23 protein-coding genes are annotated in these 23335 nt (G+C 38.1%); 5 read left to right on the top strand and 18 right to left on the bottom strand.

Annotated features, from left to right (window positions below; genetic code table 11):
• Positions 1-48: 48 nt before the first annotated feature.
• The 18 genes from PKC55_RS15925 to mutY form a co-directional block, all read right to left on the bottom strand.
• Positions 49-564: a mechanosensitive ion channel family protein gene (locus PKC55_RS15925; protein ID WP_135106856.1), complete on the bottom strand. Its 516-nt coding sequence runs from the start codon at positions 562-564 to the stop codon at positions 49-51.
• 102 nt (positions 565-666) lie between these two features.
• Positions 667-1488, bottom strand: coding sequence for a hypothetical protein (locus PKC55_RS15920; protein ID WP_291126291.1), 822 nt, complete (start codon positions 1486-1488; stop codon positions 667-669).
• A 25-nt stretch (positions 1489-1513) separates the two neighbouring features.
• The gene (locus PKC55_RS15915) at positions 1514-2776 is read right to left on the bottom strand and encodes a hypothetical protein (RefSeq protein ID WP_291126293.1); all 1263 of its coding nucleotides are present in this window, start codon (positions 2774-2776) and stop codon (positions 1514-1516) included.
• Positions 2777-2778: 2 nt separating this feature from the next.
• Entirely contained in the window at positions 2779-3327 is a 549-nt protein-coding gene (locus PKC55_RS15910) for an RNA polymerase sigma factor (RefSeq protein ID WP_006841397.1), read from the bottom strand.
• 118 nt (positions 3328-3445) lie between these two features.
• Positions 3446-3865, bottom strand: coding sequence for an ExbD/TolR family protein (locus tag PKC55_RS15905; RefSeq protein WP_291126295.1), 420 nt, complete (start codon positions 3863-3865; stop codon positions 3446-3448).
• A gap of 31 nt (positions 3866-3896) precedes the next feature.
• On the bottom strand, positions 3897-4604 hold the full coding sequence (locus PKC55_RS15900; protein ID WP_135106848.1) for a MotA/TolQ/ExbB proton channel family protein: 708 nt from the start codon (positions 4602-4604) through the stop codon (positions 3897-3899).
• A gap of 89 nt (positions 4605-4693) precedes the next feature.
• Complete coding sequence (locus PKC55_RS15895; RefSeq protein ID WP_291126297.1) at positions 4694-6118, bottom strand: NADH-quinone oxidoreductase subunit N; 1425 nt, start codon at positions 6116-6118, stop codon at positions 4694-4696.
• Positions 6119-6159: 41 nt separating this feature from the next.
• Positions 6160-7638: a complex I subunit 4 family protein gene (locus tag PKC55_RS15890; RefSeq protein ID WP_291126299.1), complete on the bottom strand. Its 1479-nt coding sequence runs from the start codon at positions 7636-7638 to the stop codon at positions 6160-6162.
• Positions 7639-7661: 23 nt separating this feature from the next.
• Positions 7662-9599 (bottom strand): NADH-quinone oxidoreductase subunit L, encoded by a 1938-nt coding sequence (nuoL, locus tag PKC55_RS15885; protein WP_291126301.1) that lies wholly within the window; start codon positions 9597-9599, stop codon positions 7662-7664.
• Positions 9600-9620: 21 nt separating this feature from the next.
• Positions 9621-9965, bottom strand: a complete 345-nt coding sequence (gene nuoK, locus PKC55_RS15880; protein WP_006841403.1) for an NADH-quinone oxidoreductase subunit NuoK — start codon at positions 9963-9965, stop codon at positions 9621-9623.
• Between the two features lie 20 nt (positions 9966-9985).
• On the bottom strand, positions 9986-10489 hold the full coding sequence (locus PKC55_RS15875) for an NADH-quinone oxidoreductase subunit J family protein (protein WP_135106841.1): 504 nt from the start codon (positions 10487-10489) through the stop codon (positions 9986-9988).
• A 24-nt stretch (positions 10490-10513) separates the two neighbouring features.
• The gene (locus tag PKC55_RS15870; protein ID WP_291126303.1) at positions 10514-11095 is read right to left on the bottom strand and encodes a 4Fe-4S binding protein; all 582 of its coding nucleotides are present in this window, start codon (positions 11093-11095) and stop codon (positions 10514-10516) included.
• Positions 11096-11114: 19 nt separating this feature from the next.
• Positions 11115-12221 carry an NADH-quinone oxidoreductase subunit NuoH gene (gene nuoH, locus PKC55_RS15865; protein ID WP_252637258.1) on the bottom strand — a complete coding sequence of 369 codons (1107 nt, stop codon included), beginning with the start codon at positions 12219-12221 and terminating at the stop codon, positions 11115-11117.
• A 111-nt stretch (positions 12222-12332) separates the two neighbouring features.
• Entirely contained in the window at positions 12333-13964 is a 1632-nt protein-coding gene (locus tag PKC55_RS15860) for an NADH-quinone oxidoreductase subunit D (RefSeq protein WP_283685744.1), read from the bottom strand.
• Positions 13965-14023: 59 nt separating this feature from the next.
• A complete protein-coding gene (locus PKC55_RS15855) occupies positions 14024-14608 on the bottom strand; it encodes an NADH-quinone oxidoreductase subunit B (protein WP_135106833.1) in 585 nt (194 codons plus the stop codon).
• Positions 14599-14952, bottom strand: coding sequence for an NADH-quinone oxidoreductase subunit A (locus PKC55_RS15850; RefSeq protein ID WP_291126305.1), 354 nt, complete (start codon positions 14950-14952; stop codon positions 14599-14601). Before PKC55_RS15850 ends, PKC55_RS15855 begins: the two co-directional genes overlap by 10 nt.
• Before the next feature lie 203 nt (positions 14953-15155).
• Positions 15156-16082, bottom strand: a complete 927-nt coding sequence (locus tag PKC55_RS15845) for a glycosyltransferase family 2 protein (RefSeq protein ID WP_135106831.1) — start codon at positions 16080-16082, stop codon at positions 15156-15158.
• A 67-nt stretch (positions 16083-16149) separates the two neighbouring features.
• On the bottom strand, positions 16150-17208 hold the full coding sequence (gene mutY / locus PKC55_RS15840) for an A/G-specific adenine glycosylase (RefSeq protein ID WP_291126308.1): 1059 nt from the start codon (positions 17206-17208) through the stop codon (positions 16150-16152).
• A 158-nt stretch (positions 17209-17366) separates the two neighbouring features.
• Here mutY and PKC55_RS15835 point away from each other — a divergent pair, with 158 nt between their 5' ends.
• The 5 genes from PKC55_RS15835 (at position 17367) to PKC55_RS15815 (ending at position 23225) form a co-directional block, all read left to right on the top strand.
• The gene (locus PKC55_RS15835; RefSeq protein ID WP_006841412.1) at positions 17367-17642 is read left to right on the top strand and encodes an HU family DNA-binding protein; all 276 of its coding nucleotides are present in this window, start codon (positions 17367-17369) and stop codon (positions 17640-17642) included.
• 307 nt (positions 17643-17949) lie between these two features.
• Complete coding sequence (locus tag PKC55_RS15830) at positions 17950-19524, top strand: Rne/Rng family ribonuclease (protein WP_006841413.1); 1575 nt, start codon at positions 17950-17952, stop codon at positions 19522-19524.
• Between the two features lie 150 nt (positions 19525-19674).
• Positions 19675-20499: a patatin-like phospholipase family protein gene (locus PKC55_RS15825; RefSeq protein WP_283685742.1), complete on the top strand. Its 825-nt coding sequence runs from the start codon at positions 19675-19677 to the stop codon at positions 20497-20499.
• Between the two features lie 14 nt (positions 20500-20513).
• Positions 20514-22205: an alpha-amylase family glycosyl hydrolase gene (locus tag PKC55_RS15820; protein ID WP_324373573.1), complete on the top strand. Its 1692-nt coding sequence runs from the start codon at positions 20514-20516 to the stop codon at positions 22203-22205.
• An 81-nt stretch (positions 22206-22286) separates the two neighbouring features.
• On the top strand, positions 22287-23225 hold the full coding sequence (locus PKC55_RS15815; protein ID WP_135106823.1) for a ribose-phosphate pyrophosphokinase: 939 nt from the start codon (positions 22287-22289) through the stop codon (positions 23223-23225).
• Positions 23226-23335 lie beyond the last annotated feature (110 nt).

Genomic DNA, 23335 nt, shown 5'->3' with positions numbered 1-23335 from the left:
AACTATAGATACACAAATATAGAAAAAAAATCGCTTGTTGTTATTTCATTATTCTTCTTTCGGTTTGCCAACCGATACTATTTTTTGAAGAAATAAAGAATTAGGTATTATAATCTGTTCTCCATCCATTGTTCTGAGGTATGTATGAAAAGTAAGCACATTTTCTATTGTAGCCTCTATCGGCGTATCCTTATCAAGAATATGTATTTTGTCCCCTATTCTGAACGGCATCGAAAAGAAAATTATAATACCGGCCGTAATATTGCTGAGGATAGACCATTGCGCAAACAAAGCAACCCCAATAACAGCAAATATAGAAGAAACTGCAACCAACATATTCTGTGGTTGTACTCCCCATATAATTGCAAGCGCAACAACACAAACAAAATTAATCAGTATATTGATTACCTGTATTATTTGAAATATTCGGGCTTCAGCCTTTAAGGTTAGTTGCCCATATTTTATTATTATCTTTCTTGATACATATTTAGATAGTGGCGTTAGTAATATAATAAAAACTGACGCTATAATCTGAGGCAAATACTCTTCTACAACTTCAATCATTCCTTATAGTCTTTTTAAATATTAATATAAAACTTATTTATAACAAAAAAGCACAACTTTCGATTGTTGTGCCTTCTCATATATTTCATCATATACTATTTATCAAGATGCTGACTCAAAGTATAGGAGATATTTGGCCGATGAGTCGGTGTTCCAATTTCCATCTAATGTTTCTTTTACAACATCCTTACCATTTTCTGTCAAGGTCTTGTTATAACGGAATTTTATAGGGATAGCAACACTTTTTTCATTATTGAAGCTGAATTTTCCACTCTGATATTGGAAATACGATCTTAATTGCGTCATTTTCGCTACATATAATACAGCTCTACTACCTAGAGCTCCATTACCTTCAAGTCTTTTTCCAAATCTAACATCGATAATTATCTTATTATTCCCTATTTCTTGAACTACACCATTGACTTCTTCTTTTTGATTAGAAGGGTCATAATAAAAATACATATCTGCAACAGTTCCTTCTTTCAATTGTGCCTGAGCTCCAAAAACCCATCCGTCTCCAAAAAAATCTTTTATCGGATAAGGAAATGGAGATGTGAATGTAGTTGGGTTAAAGTCATCTACTCTATCCGGAGCTTTAACGGCTACACTGGTTTGTTCTATTCTAACCAAAGGTTGGCCATAATCGGTTCCTTGATAAACCCCATTACCCAATGATTGAGAAGTATTTATAGAATAACCCATCGTATAATACTGTCCTTCTATAGTATTCGACGCATTTACCTGATCTGTTACAATCCATGTTCTGTAACTTGCTACAGCGGCTACTTTCATGCTGTTCTTGGTGGTTACAAAAACATAGTCATTGTTAATATTTATCTTATTATCACTGTCTCCAAGGCAAGAAGAAAATAAAAGCCCTACAGCGAATACCCCACAGATCAATTTTAGTATTGATGTTTTCATGTTTTAAATTAATTATTCGTAAATATTAAAAATCGAACTTAACACCCAGATTAAAATCCAATTGAATTTTTCGATCTGAGTATATTGTGGAGTACTTATTTCCGGCATCAAAATAATAAGCACCTCCAATCGTTCCGTAAAGATACAATTTTTTATAAATAGGATATGCACCTCCTATCCCTACATTTGCAGAAAATTGAGGATTAGCCTGTTTTATTGATTCTTTCATATAGTATGGCTCTGAATAATAAAGATCTCGAGGGAGCCCCATAACAATAAGGGTAGATTCTGTATACGCTATCTTACTTTCGTATTGCCCCTTAATATCTTTTTGCACCATCCCTCCGGCAGAGAAATAAAATTTAGCCTTACCCAATTCATAGAATTTATAATTCAACGTTAATGGTACCCCCAAATAATGGAAGTATTGATTTTCTCGAATATTAAAGGCACTATTTGAGGTTATCTTAGAAGAAAGATAAGTGTAAACAATACCTGTTTCTAAAGATAAATTAGGAGTAATGCTTTTAGAAACCTTCAATCCAAATGAAATCGGCAAGCTATGTTGCAACTTAAATTCTTTGTTTTCTTTAGCAAGGGCATCATTGAAAGATCTGCCTCTGGTAGGATAAGAGAATAATAAACGTCCACCACTTTGACTGATATCTTGCCCAAATAAAGCTGAATTAGCAGAAAACCCTACAGAAAGACCTGAACCCGATTTCTTTTTCGGCAAGAGTTGCACCGCCCTATGATCATCACTACTGCGTAAGGATTTCTCTTTTACTTCTTCTTTCTTTTCCGGTTTAATCGATTCTTTCTCCGGATTTTGTGAAGGAGTTGAAACCTGCACATCAACAACCGCTTTCTTCTCCTGCAGCTCGGCTCTTGCTATAATAGGTCTTATCGCAGGTCGTGGAGAAATCACGAATGTTGTATCATCAAGCTTGATTGTATCCTGAATAACTTCTTCTATTGTAGCTACTTTTGGTTCTTCGGGTACAACCAAATTACTACCTTTCGGAATAAGTAGTACACCGGTAACAACTGCCGCAGCAACACCTACTGTTATCAATGCAGTCTTTATTAGAGAGACCTTAGAGGCTGTTGCAACAGAAGATCCCGAAGAAGAAGAGGTGGAGCTGGACGCAGAAGATGGGTCAGCAGGTGCTGCCTGCTGAGACAAAAGTTGATCTAACCCACCCCATAGGGATGCAGGCACTTCCGGCTCAAAGTCTTTCAACTTTGAGGAGAATAGATCCTTTATTTTGTCTTTATCTTCTATCATCTTTACACTCTCTCGTTTACATATTTTTTTACCCTATCCTGCAATATTTGCCTGGCCCTCACATACTGTGAGCGAGAAGTTCCTTCACTTATACCAAGCATATCAGCAATTTCTTTATGGGAGTAATCTTCTATAGCATACAAATTAAAAACAGTAGAGTAACCTTTCGGTAATTCTTGTACCATTTTCAATAGTTCCGTTTCCGATATCCTGTACATCTGATCGTCTTCTGTTGATTCATCAACGACCTCCGGGAGATTTTGGATATCCTCAGAAGAATGAAATATTGACTTTTTCTTTCTTAAGTTTTCTAAAGCAAGGTTTATAAATACGCGTTTCATCCATCCTTCAAAAGAACCTCTTTCCTGATATGAACCGATATTTGAAAAAACTTTCATGAAGCCATCCTGTAAAAGATCCTGCGCAGCATCCTGATCCGAACTATAACGGAGACATATGCTATACATCTTACGAGCGTAAGTTTCGTAGAGCATTTTTTGTGCGTCCCGCTTTTGTTCTTTACAGCCTGCTATCATTTGCAGTTCATTCATATTGGCTAAGCCTCACTTTAAAGATGCATTTTTTGTGGAAGTGTTGCATCTGTCAGTGATAAAAAAATTATATCACCTCTTTTTAAAACTTTATAATATAAAGATTATTGAGTATAAATCATTCAGGTTTTTGAGTGAAAAGAACCATCTTCACCTGAAGTTTATTTCCTATATCTATAACATCTACAACATCCTGTAAGCTCAACGACTTATCGGCTTGTAGCAAAACGTTCATTTCTACACTTGGGTTATCAGCCTTCTCCTTTGCCAGGACAGTGCCCAATGCAGACTCTAATTCACTTTTTTGTAGTTCTTTGTCATCAATGTAATATCGTAAATCTTTTGTTATGATTACGTTTATATTTTTCTTTGTCACTACCTTTTCCGAGGTTGCGGCATTGGGAAGTAGCACTCTGATGGCAGCTGGTGTCACCATCGTGGATATAATAAGAAAGAATAATAATAAAAAGAACATTATATCATTCAATGATGCAGTATATACCTCGGCTGTTCTTGTTTTTCTTCGTTCTATCTTCATTTTAATTCAATGTCTTTACTCAAAACAAATATTATGCTACTATTGTTCCCTTCTTAGATGCACGTATAGCTTTAAGCACTTCGTTCGAGTCTTTGTCTATGTTTACAACTACTTTATCAATACGTCCATTGAGTATGTAGTAACCTGAATATGCAACAATACCTACTAACAAACCGGCTGCCGAACATATCATTTTCTGATACAATCCGGTAGAAATAGTATCGATAGCGAGATCATTTGTACGTGCAATATCATAAAATATCTTTATAACTCCAAATATTGTTCCTAAAAATCCAAGCATAGGTGCAATAGAAGCGGTAATTCCCAACCAGTTCATTTGGTTTTCAAGGATATTTACCTGTTGGCGTGCTTCAACCTCCATTGCTTCTTCTATCTCTTTTTCACTCAATTCAAATTCTTTCAATCCCGCGGCAATAACTTTCGCCGAAGCATAAGGACGTTCTATACAAAATTTCAAGGCCTTATCGATTTTCCCTTCATTCACCAACTCGATAACGCGAGACAGCCAAATAGAGTCTTTCTTTCCCAGACGACTTATTACAAGCCACTTGTTTATAATAACATAAATGGAGAGTAACGACAGAAGAAATATAGGTAGAAGTACCCATCCCCCTTTCAGTACAAGACTAAAATATGTTTCTTCAGGTGCAGTCTGTGCAGCTTGATCTGCCATTTCGATCACCGGGTTTGCTGCTTGTAGTAAAATGAATAAATTCATATATATTGATTCCTTATTATTACATAAAATTCGACAGAAGTCCCAAAGATAAGGCCTTCTGTCGAATTATTTTTATTCTTTAATATTCTTTAATATATACCAAAGCTAACGTGTGCTATATACTCATAGAAGTAACTTACTACACCTACGGCAAAAATACCGATCATTGATATTACTAAAGAAGCTTTCATATACTTATCTGTATCTAGCGATTCGATAGGTGAATCTGCCTTTTTTATAAACATTGCCTTCACTACCAACAGATAATAGAACAGTGATATAACAGTGTTGAGGAACGCTAAGAAAACCAACAAAGTGTGTCCTTGTTCCATAGCTGCCATAAAAACAAACAGCTTACTGAAAAATCCTGCGGCAAATGGAATTCCTCCAAGAGAGAACATGGCGATCATCATTGCCAACGCTAATTTCGGATTTGAATAATACAATCCGTTATAGTCGTCCATATTCACTTTACCTGTTTTATCTTCCACTGCTGAGATAACGCCAAAGGCTGCAAGATTGGAAAAGATATAAACAAATACATAAAATATAGTTGCTGCCATACCTGCCGATGTTCCGGTAAATACACTCAGCATAATATATCCTGCCTGCGAAATAGAAGAGAAGGCAAGGAAGCGTTTCATATTTTTCTGACGAAGAGCAAACAAGTTACCAACAGTAATGGTAACAAGGATTACAATCCAGATTATATTTTGCCATACATCCTGTAATGCAGGGAATACCTTAAACAAGATAGTCATAAGAGCAAATACAGCCGCTCCTTTCGATATGGTAGATAAATACAAAGTCACATTAGTAGGTGCTCCCTGATATGTGTCTGGTGCCCAAAGATGGAAAGGAACCAAAGATATCTTAAAGAACAATCCACTCATAACAAACACCATTGCCATAACCACAAGTGGTGTAGAATAGATATTTGCAGCTATATCTGTATAGTAAAGAGTTCCGCAAGCTCCGTATAGGAAAGACAATCCGAATGTCATGATTGCTGAAGAGAATATAGCATTAAATATATATTTTGCTCCGGCTTCTGCCGATTCTTTTTTGTATTTATTAAAAGCAACTAAAGATGCGATAGGTAAAGATGCTGTTTCGAGCCCGATATAGAATAACAAGAAGTTCCCTGAAGATATCATCAAGTACATCCCAATCAGAGTAAGGGTTGTCAGCATAAAAAATTCTCCCCGTTTCAATATCGAATCAGGCTTTTTAAGCCATGAGTTTGCTTGCAAGAAAATAAGGAAGACGCCTATATTAAGAATATTCTTTATCGTAAGATAAGCAGGGCCTGTAACATACATTCCGGCAAAAGAGCTTCCGTCGTCTTTGATAAAGAAACAAAAAACTGTATGTATAAGGAATATGCCACAAGCTACCGGAAAATAATATTTCTTAGCGTTGTCTGAAGCAAACAAATCATAACAAATAAGTAAGAGAAATACCACAATCAGTGATAGCTCATGCTTCATCAACAAATAATTACTTAAATCCATCTTTATATCTTAAAATTACAATGTTTACTATTTATCCTTACTTATTTTATATATGCCAAACTCGCACTGATAAGATCGGAAATCCAATTCGGAAACAATCCCATTCCGGCAACACAAACAATCAGCCCTACTGTAGCCACTTTTTCATGCCATACGGCATCTGTCAGCTCCAAGTGGTGCGGATCTTGTACCGGTCCATATAAAATTTTGCCAACTACTTTCAATATATAAACTGCTGTCGCAACAATTGAAGATACGGCAACAATCGTGAATATACGGTGGAACAGATCACTATGCTGGAATGAACCTACAAAGATTGTCATCTCTGCTACGAATCCACTCAATCCCGGAAGTCCCAAAGAAGCCATACCGGCAATAACATAACACACGCTAAGGAATGGCATAATTTTCATGAGCCCTCCCATCTGTCGAATATCACGTGTATGAGTACGACCATATATCATTCCTATCAGAGCAAAGAATAGGGCTGTCATCAATCCGTGTGAAAGCATCTGCATCACAGCTCCTGTCATTGCAGTCTGATTCATCATCAATATTGCAAACAATACCAGTCCGCAGTGACTCACCGAAGAGTATGCATTGATATATTTCAAGTCAGTCTGAGAAATAGCTCCCAATGCTCCGTAGATAACGCTTATACCTGTTAGGATAATGAATATCCATGAAAGTTCGTGAGCAGCTTCCGGCATCAGGCGCATTGCTATACGGAAACATCCGTATCCCCCCAGTTTCATCAATACTCCGGCATGAAGCATAGACACAGCCGTAGGCGCAGATGCGTGACCATCAGGCGACCATGTATGGAATGGGAAAAGAGCTCCCAATACACCAAAACCTAAGAACGTAAGTGGAAATATCCAATATTGAGCAGCTACAGGTATTGCATTGTTTGCAGCTACCTCCAGCATATTAAATGTATAATCTCCCGTTGTTGAAGAGTTGAAATAGATACCGAATATACCAACTGCAAGGAAAGCAGAGCCTCCCATCAGCATCAGGGTAAGTTTCATCGCCGAATATTCTTTTCGTCCTGTTCCCCATAGTCCGATAAGCAGATACATCGGAATCAAAGCAATCTCATAGAAGAAGAACATCGTGAACATATCCAATGAGATAAAGAATCCATATACCCCCACCGAAAGTAAGGTCAGCCACATAAAGAAATCTTTAGGCAGCGGATTCATATTCCATGACGCAAATGTTCCGGTGAATATAATAACAGAGGTAAGCAAAAGCATCAAGACCGAAATACCATCAACACCGATAGCGTAATGGATATTCAACGCCGCAAACCAAACCTTATCATAAGTAAACAACATTTCGGCTGTATTGCCGGCACTGCGTTCTGCATAGAACATAAAGAGTAAAGCAACAGCCAATACTATTTCAATGGCTGCACCGATTACCGCTACGGTACGGATTTGTTTAATGTTGCGGCATGGTATAAATGCTAACAACATCAAGACAGGTACAAGAACAAATAATGAAAGAATATTCATTGTTTTATATTTTAATCTATATCTTACTTACAAATAAAACATATCAGCCATCCGGCAAAACCCACAACCAAAATCAATGCTCCCAACAAGTATGCCAATGCGTACTGCTGAATATAGCCTGATTGTAGTCCTTTGATAGAACGGGCAGCAGCCTGAGTCACATATGCCAAAGAGTCCATAAAGGCATCTACAACATTACGGTCAAACCATGCAATAGGCTTAGATATACGCTTGAATATAATGCTACGGGTTACAAACAACCACAGTTCGTCGAAATAGAACTTATGCAAAGCCCATGTATACAACGTACTGATACTTGTTGCAATCTTATCCGGTATTTCATTTTTCTTATAGTATAGTTTAAATGCAATACCCATTCCTATTAATGAAATCACAACACTTGTTATAGCCACCTGCATATTAATATGCGCATCGTATGGCATTCTGTCTGAAGTCACAAAATGGCTGAAAGGTACATATCCGGCTCCGAACGCAAATATAGCTAGTATGATCAACGGGATAGCCATTGCAGGACCAGCCTCATGCGGTTCGTGATGATAGTGTTTCTTCTCGTAGAAGAATATACGAAGGAACAAGCGAGTCATATAGAATGCTGTAAGACCGGCAGCGAAAGATAGTATAAAGTATATAACCTTATTGTGTTCGTATGCCGCAGCTAATATTTCATCTTTACTATAAAATCCGGAGAAGAAAGGAATACCTGCTATCGCAAATAAAGCTACAGCAAAGGCAACACCTGTAATTGGTAATTTTTTCCACAATCCTCCCATGTCGTCCATCTCGTTGCTATGAACAGCATGTATAATAGCACCCGCACACAAGAACAATAATGCTTTGAAGAATGCGTGAGTAAATAAATGGAACATACCGGCCATATATCCTAAACCTTCGTGACCTCCATATTCGGAAACCCCAAGAGAGGTTAACATAAATGCGATTTGAGATATAGTAGAGAATGCCAATACACGTTTTATGTCGGTCTGAGTACAAGCTACAATCGCTGCAAACAATGCGGTGATGGCACCTACATAACCAATAAAATGCAATATATCAGGTGCTCCGAACGCATACACAGGGAACAAACGTGCAACAAGGAACACGCCAGCTACAACCATCGTTGCGGCGTGGATCAACGCCGAAGCAGGTGTAGGACCTTCCATGGCATCCGGCAACCAGATGTGGAATGGCATCATTGCTGATTTTCCGGCTCCACCCATAAATATAAGTAGCATCGCCCACGATATAATCGACAAGCCTAAGAACGATGAACCTTGCATGGTAGCAATAAACGGTGCACCCTGAGCTGTTATATCTGTAAAATCGAATGAGCCTGAGAAATATGATAGCAATAAAATTCCTACAAGAAAAAAGAAGTCGGCAAAACGAGTCACAATGAAAGCCTTCTTCGATGCTGCTACTGCAGATGGTTTGATATAATAGAAACTGATAAGCAAGAAGGATGATACCCCCACAAGCTCCCAGAAAATATACATTTGGAAAATATTGGTTGCAACAACCAATCCCAACATGGCAAAACTAAACAGTGAAAGGAAGGCATAATAACGCTGAAAGCCTTTTTCTCCTTTCATATAACCTAAACTGTATACATGCACCATCAATGATACTGTAGTGATTACAACAAGCATCATTACCGAAATAGGGTCAAGATAAACACCCAAATCAATATGCAGTTTGTCGGTAAATGTAAGCCACCTTACCGCTGTATGAATTGCCTGATAGGCTCCGTCTACCTTACCCACAACAAAGAAATATTGATATGCCGTCAAGTAGGATAGTATTGTCATTACACTCAGAGAAGTTGTCCCCAGTATTCCGGCAACAACAGGTTTCATGTATTTTCCACCCAGTCCGAGTATAAGAAACATAATAGCCGGCAAAGCAACTATCAGTATCGAATATGTAAAATCAAAATGTTCCATATTTTATTACTATTTCCCTGCTTAGTTTTTCATTTTAGTTATATTCTCATCCACATATATACTTTTCACATTACGGTATATATTGATGATAATAGCTATAGCAATAGCTGTTTCTGCCGCAGCAATCCCTATTGCAAACAATGTGAAGAAGAATCCCTCAAGCTGTCCCGGATATAAATAGCGGTTAAACACCACAAAGTTTAGATCGGTAGCATTCAGCATCAACTCAACGGATATCAGTACCATCAACATATTTTTACGAGACAGGAAGCCATATACTCCTGCAAAAAACATGATGGTGCTCACAACCAGATATGCTTCGATTGGCACCGGCCCGGACAGAAAATTTGTTATAAACTCACCCATAACTTATATCTTTCTTTTTCTTATCTTTTTCTAGCAATCATGATTCCTCCAATGATACAAGCAAGGAGCAATATACTTATTGCTTCAAATGGTAGCAGATATTGATATTTGTCTGTTCCCATCATTCCCATACCTATATCCTGCATGTTCAATTCTTTCTGCGTGATGTAGGTATAAAACTTGTTGACATTGTAAAATATAATGTGTCCGCAAATAGCCAAACCCGCCAATGCAGCTAAAGCAGAAATAAATATCCTGCCCGGCTTCTCGAACTTAACATCTACTCCCGGCTCGTGAGTGAGCAAAATAGCGAATATAAACAGTACCATTACCCCTCCGCCATATACAGCAATCTGCACAGCCATCAGAAAATGATAATCCAACAATAAGTACAAGCCTGCAGTACCAAGAAGTACAAACAACAGGAATGTAGCTGAGCGAATAATCTTTTGTGTTGTTACTGCCATAATAGTAGAAAACACAATGATTGTTGCTAAAATGTAAAATATAATTTGTTCTGCCATAATCTATTGATTATCGTATATTGTTTATTCTTTGTCTTCTTTTACCTCTTGAACAGGTGCTGATGGAGCTGGAGCAGCACTGTCAACAGCAACTTCCACTTTAGCCACAGGCTTATCCACTACCGGTTTTGGCTCTTTCTTCTTTTCGCGAAGTTTAGATCCATCCCTATTCAATTGTTCTATCAGCTTGCTACGAGTAAACAGTGAGTTTTCGAACGTATTCGCAAACTTAATAGCATCAGACGGACAAGTAATCACACACAGGTTACAAAATGTACATAATCCTAGGTCGTATATATACTTGTCAAGAACTTTCTTTTTCTTGCCATCCTCTGTTTCTATCGATCTCGATATTACCTGTATTGTTCCATTGGGACAATTCATCTGGCAAATACCACAAGCAGTACAAGCATGCTCATTGTTTTCATCGTGAGGCATAGTCAACTCTCCACGAAAGCGATCGGGAATAACAAGGGTTGCCCTATTCTCAGGGTACTGCTCTGTGATCTTCTTAGTCCACAGCTCGCCCCATGTAATTCTCATCCCTGTGAGAAGAGATTTAATACCTCCAAATAATCCTGAAAAATATTCTGAAACTGAACTCATTTTCTTATACTATAATTTATTATTTCAGAGTCAAACCAAATACGACAAGAACTACCATCAATAAAATATTGAAGAGATTGATAGGTAGCAAATATTTCCATTCCAGATTCAACAACTGGTCGATACGCAAACGAGGGAATGTCCATCTTACCCACAAACTAAGGAAGATAAGAAATCCGGCTTTTCCGAAGAACCACAAGAATGATGGTATGTAATTCATAACCTCATTGAAGGCATCCCATCCTTGGATCTGAATAGGCATCCATCCGCCCAAAAATACAGTAGTGGCAATACCGGCTACGATAAACATATTCAGATATTCTGCCAAATAGAAGAAACCAAACTGTAGTCCCGAATATTCGGTGTGATATCCGGCTGTCAATTCCGATTCTGCTTCGGGCAAGTCGAATGGTCCACGGTTTGTTTCAGCATGTCCCGAAATCAGATAGATGATGAATGCTATAAGTGCCGGAACGTGCCCTGCAATTATATTCCATTGATGAAGATATGTTTGTCCTTCTATTATTTTAGAAAAGCTCATTGTTCCCGACAACACTACCATGGTCATCAAAGCAAAACCTGCCGACAATTCATAACTTATAAATTGCGCACCGCTTCGCATAGCACCGATCATCGAGTACTTGTTGTTGCTAGACCATCCGGCCAGCAAAACCCCAATAATACCAAGTGAAGATACAGCCACAACATAAAATACTCCAATATTAAAATCTACAGCTTGTAATCCTTTACCAAAAGGCAATGCTCCGAATGTAAGCATAGATGCTATGATCATGAAGAAAGGTGCTGTAAAAAACAGGAATCTGTCCGACTGTCTTACATGGATAATTTCCTTGATAAGGATTTTTACCATATCGGCAACACTCTGAACTAATCCATATTTACCGACACGATTAGGACCCAAACGAGCCTGAAAGAAAGCTGTGATTTTACGTTCTACATATATCAGAATCAAGGCTAATACTGCGTATAAAGTCAGCAATGCAACGGCAACCAATACAAACTCTATAGCCAAGACCGCCCATGTAGGTAAATTCTTAGTCAGAAATACATCGAACTGGCTAAGCCAATATGATACTTCTACTACTTGAGAATCAAATAACAACATATATCTTCTTATATTGATGAAATAAATATTCAATTAATTAGTCGTCGGGTGTGACCTGACAAAAGCAGCATAAACCGTGCTTATCCTATCCCTACCCTAAAACGCTCTTGATCAACGGTCAATATCCGGAATCACATAATCCATAGACCCACCGATACCGATAAAGTCTGATATCTTCTCATCCGCACAGATCAATGGCATAGCTGAAACAGCAGCCATAGAAGGAGAACGGAACTTGAGACGATAAGGAGTTTTATCTCCACGGCTTTCTATATATACACCAAACTCTCCACGTCCGGCTTCTACTCGCTGATAATACTCACCTTCAGGTAGTTTTATTATCGCTTTTGTTTTTGCCAGATAGTCTCCGTCAGGTATATTATCGATTAGTTGTTCTATGATTTTTAAAGATTCTTCTATTTCGTCAAGGCGATTCAAATATCGGTCGAAAGAGTCTCCATTTTCGCGGATAACTTCATTAAATTCAACCTTATCGTACAACGCATAAGGTATATGCTTACGTATATCGCAAGAGAATCCCGATGCACGTCCTGCAGGTCCTGTAACAGCATACGAAATGGCCTCTTCTTTCGACAGAAGTCCCAATCCTTTCATACGGCCTACTGCGATCACGTTTCCGGTGAATAGTTTATCATATTCAACCAAAGCCTTACGCATTACTGGTATAAATGCTTTTACATCCGACTGGAAATCAGGCTGTATATCAAACATCACACCACCAAGGACATTGTAGTTAATAATCAGACGACCTCCTGTGTTTTTCTCAAATATCTTAAGGATATCTTCCCTTTCGCGCATACCGTATATAAAGGCTGTGGTAGAACCTAAGTCCATACACATCGTACCCCATGCAACCAAGTGAGAATCGATACGATTCAACTCATCCATGATAGTACGTATATATTGAGCTCTTTCGGGAACTTCTATCTGAGCAGCCTTTTCTACACACATACACAATCCATGACGGTTTATGTTGGCAGAAAGATAATCAAGGCGGTCTGTAAAGTGTAGTATTTGCGGATAAGTGAGTTTCTCACTCAGCTTCTCTATTCCGCGGTGGATGTAACCACTATGTACATCAATCTTTTTCACGATCTCACCTTCCAATGCTACACGAAAATGCATTACTCCGTGTGTGGATGGGTGCTGTGGTCCTATATTTATTATATAATCGTCTTTTTCGAAAATATCTACCCGCTCCTCTTTCAACTTACCATCGGGCATTTCTACAATACGTGGAGCAGTATCTATAATATCCTTACTTTCTATCGATACGGGATTCTTTACAGGACTCGCATCATAGTCTTTCCTCAATGGAAAACCAACCCAGTCTGAGTTGAGAAAGAAACGGCGCATATCAGGGTTGTTGATAAAGCGAATACCCAGCATGGCAAAAACTTCACGCTCATTATAGTGTGCAGTTTCCCAGATATCGGTAACTGTATACAATAATGGATTTACGCGATCTGCTGTTCCTGTTTTTACTGCTATTTCTTTCGACAAATCTGTTGAAGGACACAGCAAATAAGTTACCATCAGCATCTCTCCTTCATCAGTCCCTGTTAACATTGCCAAGTAATCGAAAGGCATTTCAGCATAGTTGCGAAGTGCTTTTACTAAATGACGTAGTTTATTAGGTTCTACAGTTACAGTTAAAGGTGTTTTATCTTCAATAACCGCTTCAGGTACAGCTTCGAGTATTACCTTCTTGATATTTTCCATTGTCTCTTTGTTTCTTAATCTTTTGAGGAAAAGTAAGGGATCTCAGTTCTATATTATTCTTATTTATCCCGTTTGATGTTCTTGTGTCCTTTACGGAACATAAAACGCTCTACTTTTATCTTACGTTGCAATTGCATCAAGCCATAAAATAAAGCTTCCGGACGCGGAGGGCATCCCGGCACATATACATCTACAGGAATTATTTCATCAATACCCTTCACAACATGGTATGAATCTACAAATGGACCTCCCGAAATAGCGCAACTACCCATCGCAACTACATATTTTGGTTCTGCCATCTGATCATATACACGTTTCAAAAGCGGAGCCATCTTATGCACAATCGTACCGGCCACCACCATTGTATCGGCCTGACGCGGACTGTTGCGAGTTACCTCCATCCCAAAGCGTGCCAAATCGTAACGAGCTGCAGCCGAAGCCATAAACTCAATACCACAACAACTTGTAGCAAAAGCTAATGGCCACACTGAATTTGAGCGTCCCCAGTTGATCAGGTCATCAAGCTTACCTACTACAACAGGAACCCCGCCTTCGTTGAGTTCTTTGACATAATCCTCAAGGTATTCATTGTCCTTGAACTCCTCGTTAGGAATACCTTTTATATATATTTTCTTTATTTCCATTTTAATGCTCCTTTCTTCCAGGCATAAGCTAAGCCCAGACCCAATATTATTACGAAAAACAATATACAATACAGACCGGGTTCACCCAATTGCCTTACAACTGTAGCCCAAGGAAAAAGGAATATAGCCTCAACGTCGAACATTAAGTAAAGAATTGCATACAGATAATAACCTACCTTAAACTGCATCCAGGAAGTTCCATGCGTAGGGATACCACATTCGTATGGTTCTCCTTTCTGAGGATTGAAAGATTTTGGTGATAACAGTAAGGCCATGCCTAATCCGGCACAAACGAGTGTGATTCCAGTTAAGAAAACTACTAAAAAAAGAGCGGAAGAACTCATATTTTTATATTAAAATTAAGACTTTTCTATCGATTGTCTTTAGTTTTTGATAATATTCATAGCGTTTTGCTACAGGCATGAGACACAGACTCGGTTAGAGCCCTCCTGACAATCGGCGCAAAATTAATCTTTTATTTCAGAAACGCAAAAAATAAAACGCCAAATTATGCAAATTTGGCAACTATAGATTGCAAAATAGCGAATTAAGCCCGCTCTCTTACGATATAAATAGGTCGTTTTTTTGCCTCCATATATGTTTTTGATAAATATTGCCCCAAAATACCAAGGCAAAACAACTGGATTCCTCCTATAAAGAAAATGATACACAAAGTAGATGCATAACCTTGCACCGGATCACCGAACAATATCTTTTTGAAGATAATAAAGCATATCATAATGAATGCTATTATACAAAAAAGGATACCAAAAACGGATGCAATAATCAACGGGCGGGTAGAGAATGCAATTATCCCCTCCAGAGAATACAAAAACAATCCGATAAATGACCATTTTGTTTCTCCGGCCACACGTTCCACATTCTCAAAGGCAATCCATTTTGTTTTGAATCCGACCCAACCGAAAATACCTTTCGAAAAACGGTTGTATTCGCCCATTTCCAATATAGAATCAACCATCTGCCGCGTCATAAGACGAAAATCACGAGCTCCGTCTACAACTTCAGTATCTGATATCTTATTTATTAGCTTATAAAACTGCTTGGCAAAAAACGATCGGATAGGCGGTTCCCCTTTTCGGTCTACCCGGCGGGTAGCCACACAGTCATAGTCTTCTGCTTTTAAGGTTTCATACATTTCCTTTATCAAGGACGGCGGGTCTTGTAAGTCTGCATCAATTAACGATACATAATTTCCGGTAGCTGCTTGTAAGCCGGCATATATACCCGCTTCTTTACCGAAATTGCGGGAAAAAGACACAAAATGGACTCTTTCGTCCGACTCTCTTAGTTCTTTAATTACTGTTAAGGTTTTGTCCCTTGAGCCATCATTTATAAAAATAAATTCGAATTCTTGATCAGGCATTTCTTCCGCAAGCTTCACTACTTCTTTATACAAATACGGAAGGGCCTGTTCTTCATTGTAGCACGGGACAATCAATGATATTTTATCCATATCGCTCTATTATTTGATTACAAAGTTAATTTTTTTTCGATCTTACACAAGCCCTAGAATATATAAGTCATAACTGTTCCAGATATTTATGCACCAATCGCGAAACCGGATAATCGTCGATATCGGCTGCTGCGATCTTGAGATAATCTTTATCCAATCGAATTTCCGACACTTCTACTTTATAAAATATTGCATAAATAATTTGATGCGACAAAACATGTTTTATTTGTCTGATGTATTGCACCTTAACGTTCGAAGCAGCTTCAAACAACGCTTTAAATTTTTCATCTTTTTGCAATTCCTCAATCGTCAGTTCTTTTTCCGTCTCCACAAGCGGCAATTCGTATAAATTCTGCCAAATATCTTTATCGCTTCGTTTGCGCAAATACATAGATTCGCCGTGTCGGACATCAAAATAATTAAAATAACGGTTTCGCACTTTTTGCCTACCCGCCTTTTTAGGATATTGTGCTACTTTGTTTTGAGCATACGCCAAACACATTGACGAAGCAGGACAAATATCACAACGAGGAGAAACAGGGACGCACTGCAATGCCCCAAATTCCATTATTGCCTGATTATGCAAGCCTGCATTAGCATCATCGAGCAACTCTTGAGCCAATTCTGCAAATACTTTTTTACCTTTGCCACTATCGATGGGTTCGTCAATAGCAAAAATACGTGACAACACTCTATACACATTACCATCTACCACTGCATAAGGCTGGTTATAAGAAATGGAAACTATAGCTGCCGCAGTATAATCGCCTACCCCCTTCAACTTCAACACATCTTTATGTTCGCGGGGGAAAGCACCATTATAATCCTTCTCTATCGACTTCGCTGCCGCCTGAAGGTTTCGCGCCCTGCTATAATAACCAAGCCCCTGCCAAAGCTTCAATACTTCATCTTCGTCAGCCATTGCCAACATACCTACTTTCGGATATTTTTGTATAAACTTATTATAATAGGAGTAACCTTGATCTACACGTGTCTGCTGCAAGATAACCTCTGAAAGCCATATTGCATACGGATCGGACGTATTACGCCATGGCAAATCCCTCTTATTTGCATCATACCACCTTATTAATATAGAGCTTAATCTTAAATCTTTTTCCATATTCATTTTAGAACACATTAATATCCGCTCAAAACAAGCTATAGTTGAACGTTAATTTCTTTATCTAGGAGAAAAAATGATAATTATTTGTTTCAAAGGTAAATAAAAAGCTATATATTTGCAGTCCAAAAAATTAATTGTTTCGAATTTAAAAAGATAAGAAAATGACAAAAGCTGACATCGTTAACGAAATTGCGAAAAATACAGGAATAGACAAAGCCACTGTATTAAAAACAGTTGAATCATTCATGGATGTTGTAAAAGACTCACTAAGCAAGAATGAAAACGTTTATTTAAGAGGTTTCGGTAGTTTCATAGTGAAGACAAGAGCTCAAAAAACAGCTCGTAACATCTCTAAAAATACGACTATCATCATACCTGCTCACTCAATTCCGGCATTCAAACCTGCCAAGACATTCATAACTCAAGTGAGAAAGTAATTTCGCCTTTTTATTAAATTAATTTCTAAATATAAATAACATGCCAAGCGGAAAGAAAAGAAAAAGACATAAAATGTCTACGCACAAGCGCAAAAAAAGATTAAGAAAGAACAGACACAAAAAGAAAAAATAATCTGTAATTCTTTTATTTAATGAAATATACGAGAACAAACTTACAAATTGTTGAATTTCTAAGTTTGTTCTTTGTGTATTTAATGAAAAAGCTTCTTGATACATAAAGAAGTAAACTCTACTATCAGATTTAAATAGGGAATTTAAATCTTATTTTTAATTCTAAAACATAGTTATGAATAGCGAACTAATAGTCGATGTTCAGCCCAATGAAGTCTCAATAGCAGTCTTGGAAGACAAGAAACTTGTCGAACTGCAAAAAGAAGGAAGAGACGCTTCATACGCGGTAGGAAACATCTATGCCGGCAAAGTAAAAAAACTGATGCCCGGATTAAATGCTGCTTTTGTAGACATAGGATACAAAAAGGACGCTTTTCTTCACTATTTAGATCTAGGTGCTCAATTCAAATCCGTTGATAAGTTTTACAAACAGGCTTTAGCTGATAAGAAAAAGTTTCCTAACATCTCGAAGATGAAAATGGAAGCAGACATAGACAAAAATGGGTCTATCAGCGACGTTCTAAAACCAGGACAAGAAATACTGGTACAAATAGCCAAAGAACCTATATCAACAAAAGGCCCCCGCCTCACAGCCGAGCTTTCACTAGCCGGCCGTTTTTTAGTTGTCATTCCATTCAACGACAAAGTATCTGTCTCTCAAAAAATTAAATCGAAAGAGGAGCGTGCTCGTCTAAGACAACTTATACAAAGCATAAAACCAAAAAACTTCGGAGTAATAGTAAGAACCGTAGCTGAAGGAAAAAAGGTAGCCGATCTGGATACAGAACTGAAAACATTGGTAAAACGTTGGGAGGACAATCTTCCTAAGATTCAGAAAAATAAACTTCCAACCCTCGTTTTTGAAGAAACAGGCCGTATTGTGGCCTTACTGAGAGACATCTTCAATCCTACCTTTCAGGAAATCCATGTCAATGATTTAGACACCTGCAACCAGATTAAGGACTATATATCATTTATAGCACCCGACAAGAAAAACATTGTAAAAAGTTATGATGGCGGGTTACCTATCTTTGATAATTTCAATGTAACGAAACAAGTAAAAGCCTTGTTCGGAAAAACAGTTACATTCCGCAATGGCGCATACCTTATCTTGGAACATACCGAAGCCCTTCACGTTGTAGACGTGAACAGCGGCAACAGGTCGAAGAATCCTGAAGCAGGACAAGAGAATAATGCATGGGAAGTGAATTCCGCAGCAGCAGAAGAAATAGCACGTCAATTGAGATTACGAGACATGGGGGGAATCATCGTAATCGACTTCATAGATATGACGGAAGGTGAGCACAAAGCACAACTAATGGCCAAAATGCAGGAGCTGATGGCGAATGATCGAGCAAAGCATAATATACTCCCACTGAGCAAATTCGGGCTAATGCAGATCACACGTCAGCGTGTACGTCCAGAGATGGAGATATCAACCACCGAAGCATGTCCTACATGTTTTGGAAAAGGAGAAATAAGACCATCCATACTGTTTACAGATACCCTGCGCATGAAAATAAGCTATCTGGTAAAAGATCTAAAAGTAAAGAATTTCAAACTCTATATACATCCGTATGTAGCAGCATTTATCAATAAAGGTTTTCCTTCATTAAAGTGGCAATGGAAATGGCGTTATGGCATGGGAGTAAAGATAATCCCAAACCAGAATCTGGCATTCCTGGAATATCATTTTATGGATGAAAATGGAGAAGAAATTGATATGAAACAAGATTTTGAAGTAAAGTAACAATTACTCAGAATAAAAAAAAGAGCTGTTTTTAATAATTAAAAACAGCTCTTTTTTTTATTATTCACATACACCGTCGTAACTATTATTATACCTACAAATTAGCAAATAAGAAGAATATCCTTAAATTTGTATATTGATACAAAACGCATGAGTCCGGAAAAAAACATTTATCAACTAGGTCTCTCCCTTAGCGGAGGTGGTGCCAAAGGTTTTGCTCATTTAGGCGTATTGCAAGCACTAAATGAAATTGGTCTTTATCCTCAAATTATATCCGGAACCAGCGCAGGAGCTTTTGCCGGAGTATTATATGCGGATGGGTATACTCCTGAGGAAATACTATCATTCTTCAAAAAGAAAGTATTCAGAGAGTTTGCTGAATTTACGATACCACATGGAGGCTTTTTCAAAAGCGATGGATTTCGTTCATTTCTAAAAAAGCATCTCCGAGCTAAAACCTTTGAGGATTTGAAAATACCCCTGCGGACTGTCGCTACTGATATAGAATATGGCGAAACAAAGGTATTTTCTACAGGAGCTTTAATACCGGCCGTTATAGCATCATGTTCGGTACCTATCATTTTCCGCCCTGTGGAAATCAACCAACATTATTATGTTGACGGAGGTTTATTTAAGAACTTCCCTGTTTCTACGATACGCAAAGATTGCGTTAAAATTATAGGAGTCAATGTTAGCCCCATTATAAAAGCAGAATTCAGGAGCTCCATTAAATATATAGCAGAAAGGTCTTTCCACTACATGTCTGGCTCCAACACCTTATTAGACCGAAACTTATGCGACTACCTGATCGAGTCGACATCTTTGTCTCAGTATTCAATGTTTGATCTGGAACATGTTGAAGAAATATATCGGGCAGGATATAACCTAACGACAAAATTTTTTGAAGATAAAAAAGAAGCCTTAACAAAAGATTTTCCACATATCAACCTTACATGCATAACACATGCACAATAATAAAATTAGCAGCTATGGCAGAAAAGATTTTTATATACCAAGTACTTCCCCGATTATTCGGCAACGAGAACAGCACGAATAAGGAAAGCGGAACCATAGAAGAAAATGGAGTAGGCAAGTTCTCAGCCTTCGACAATAAGGCGTTGAAAGAAATAAAAAAAATGGGATTTACCCATATTTGGTATACCGGAATACTTGAGCATGCCTCTACCACCGACTACACAGCAAATGGAATACCAAAAGATCATCCCGATGTAATAAAAGGAAAAGCAGGCTCGCCTTATGCGATCCGCGATTATTATGACGTTTCTCCCGATCTGGCTGAAGATGTAGACAATAGAATGCAGGAATTTGAAGACCTGATAGAACGTACGCACAAAAATGGGATGAAAGTAATTATTGATTTTGTACCCAATCATGTTGCACGACAATATCACTCTGATGCAAAACCGAAGAAAATAAAAGACTTGGGAGCAGATGATAATAAAGATGTAGCGTTCGACCCGGATAACAATTTCTATTATATACCCAATCAGAAACTAGAACTGCAATTTCCTACACAACAAGGAGAAAACGCATATATAGAATATCCGGCTAAAGCAACCGGCAACGATTGCTTCAGTAATAAGCCATCGATAACAGATTGGTACGAAACGGTTAAGCTAAATTATGGAATAGACTATACCAATAACAGGACAAGCTGCTTTATACCAACACCAGACACATGGCTCAAGATGAAAGACATCCTTCTTTTCTGGGCTGCCAAAGGGGTAGATGGATTCAGATGTGATATGGCGGAAATGGTTCCTGTTGAATTTTGGAACTGGGTAATACCAAGGGTAAAAGCAAAAAACAAAACACTCATCTTCATTGCAGAGGTATATAACCCCGACTTGTATCACAAATATGTAGATTGGGGACTGTTTGATTATCTGTACGACAAAGTTGGACTGTATGACACACTACGCAATGTAATCAATCACGAACAACCTTCGTCGGACATTACCTTTTCTTGGCAAAGCATTGACGGACTACAAACCAAAATGCTAAACTTTCTGGAAAACCATGACGAACAGCGCATTGCATCAGATTTCTTTGCAGGCAATCCTTTCAAAGCCATTCCGGGAATGGTTGTAGCCGCAACAATGAATACCAATCCTGTAATGATTTACTTCGGGCAAGAACTGGGTGAACGAGGAATGGATAAAGAAGGTTTTAGCGGACTAGATGGACGTACAACCATCTTTGATTATTGGTCGGTCGACTCTATAAGAAGCTGGAGGAATAAAGGAACATTCACAGAAAGCGGACTAAATGAGGAACAGATCAAACTTCGGAAGTTTTATATTCAGCTTCTAAAAATAGCAAAAGAAGAAGAGTCAATCAGAACAGGAAAGTTCTTTGATCTGATGTATGCTAATTATAGCAACATGGACTTCGATTCTACAAAGCAATACGCTTTCTTAAGGTCTGGCAAAGATGAGTTCTTGATTGTAGTTGCTAATTTTGATTCAAAACCTGTAAATATTTCTGTTCACATCCCTTTTCATGCTTTCGAATACATGGAAATAAAACCGCACGAAATAAAAAAGGCGAAAGAACTGCTTTCTAAAAAGAATTTCACATTAAGCCCACAATGGGATCGGAACCTGTTTTTAAACATAGAAGAATATTCTGGGAAAATAATTAAATTTTCTATGAGCTAATTGTGTTGTTTTTCCTAATTTTACAGTCTCATATAAATCTATTAAAAAACTTTCCATAAAGATTAAAAAATTAAAGAAGAGATGGACAATAATCTACCTTTCAAAATTTTCTCGGGAACTAATTCTCGTTACTTAGCTGAAAAAATATGTACTAGCCTTGGATGCCCTTTGGGTAAAATGAAAATTGAACGCTTCGCTGATGGAGAATTCTCTGTTTCATACGAAGAGTCAATCAGGGGGTGTCAGGTTTTTTTAATACAGTCCACATTCCCTTCTTCAGATAATCTTATGGAACTTCTATTGATGATCGACGCTGCAAAAAGAGCGTCTGCCTCATCTATAATAGCTGTAATACCATACTTCGGTTGGGCTCGCCAAGACCGCAAAGATAAGCCTCGTGTTTCTATCGGTGCTAAACTTATTGCGGACATGCTTAGTGCAGCAGGCATCAACCGACTAATAACTATGGACTTGCATGCCGACCAGATACAAGGATTCTTCAATGTTCCGGTAGACCACTTATATGCATCTGCCATATTTGTAGACTATATTAAGACATTAGATACCGATAATCTAGTAATAGCAACACCGGATGTGGGTGGTACAAAACGTGCAAGCTCGTACGCCAAATACTTTGGTTTGCCAATGGTTATATGCTATAAACTTCGCAAGAAAGCAAACGAAATATCCGAAATGCAAATCATTGGGGACGTTACAGGAATGGACGTGCTGCTGGTAGATGATATTGTAGATACAGCAGGTACAATAACAAAAGCTGCCGACATAATGAAAGCCAGCGGAGCCAGATCGGTGAGAGCTATAGCAAGTCATGCGGTGATGTCTGACCCTGCATCGGAAAGAGTAACCCAATCGGGACTTACCGAAATGGTATTTACAGACAGCATCCCTTATTCTAAAAAGTGCGAAAAGGTAGTTATCTTATCTGTGGCTGATGTGTTTGCAAATGCTATCCGCAGGGTATTAAGCAACGAATCTATCAGTTCACTGTATATCCTGTAAATATAAAACAGATATAAAATACATACATCAGAGAGGTGATTCGTTCATCTCTCTTTTCTTTTGTACTAAAATTCAGATTCCAAATTTGTATATATCGCCAAATAAAGATA

The sequence above is a fragment of the Dysgonomonas sp. genome, from assembly GCF_035323175.1.
Classification (GTDB): domain Bacteria; phylum Bacteroidota; class Bacteroidia; order Bacteroidales; family Dysgonomonadaceae; genus Dysgonomonas.
This window is presented reverse-complemented; position numbering and strand designations above follow the sequence as displayed.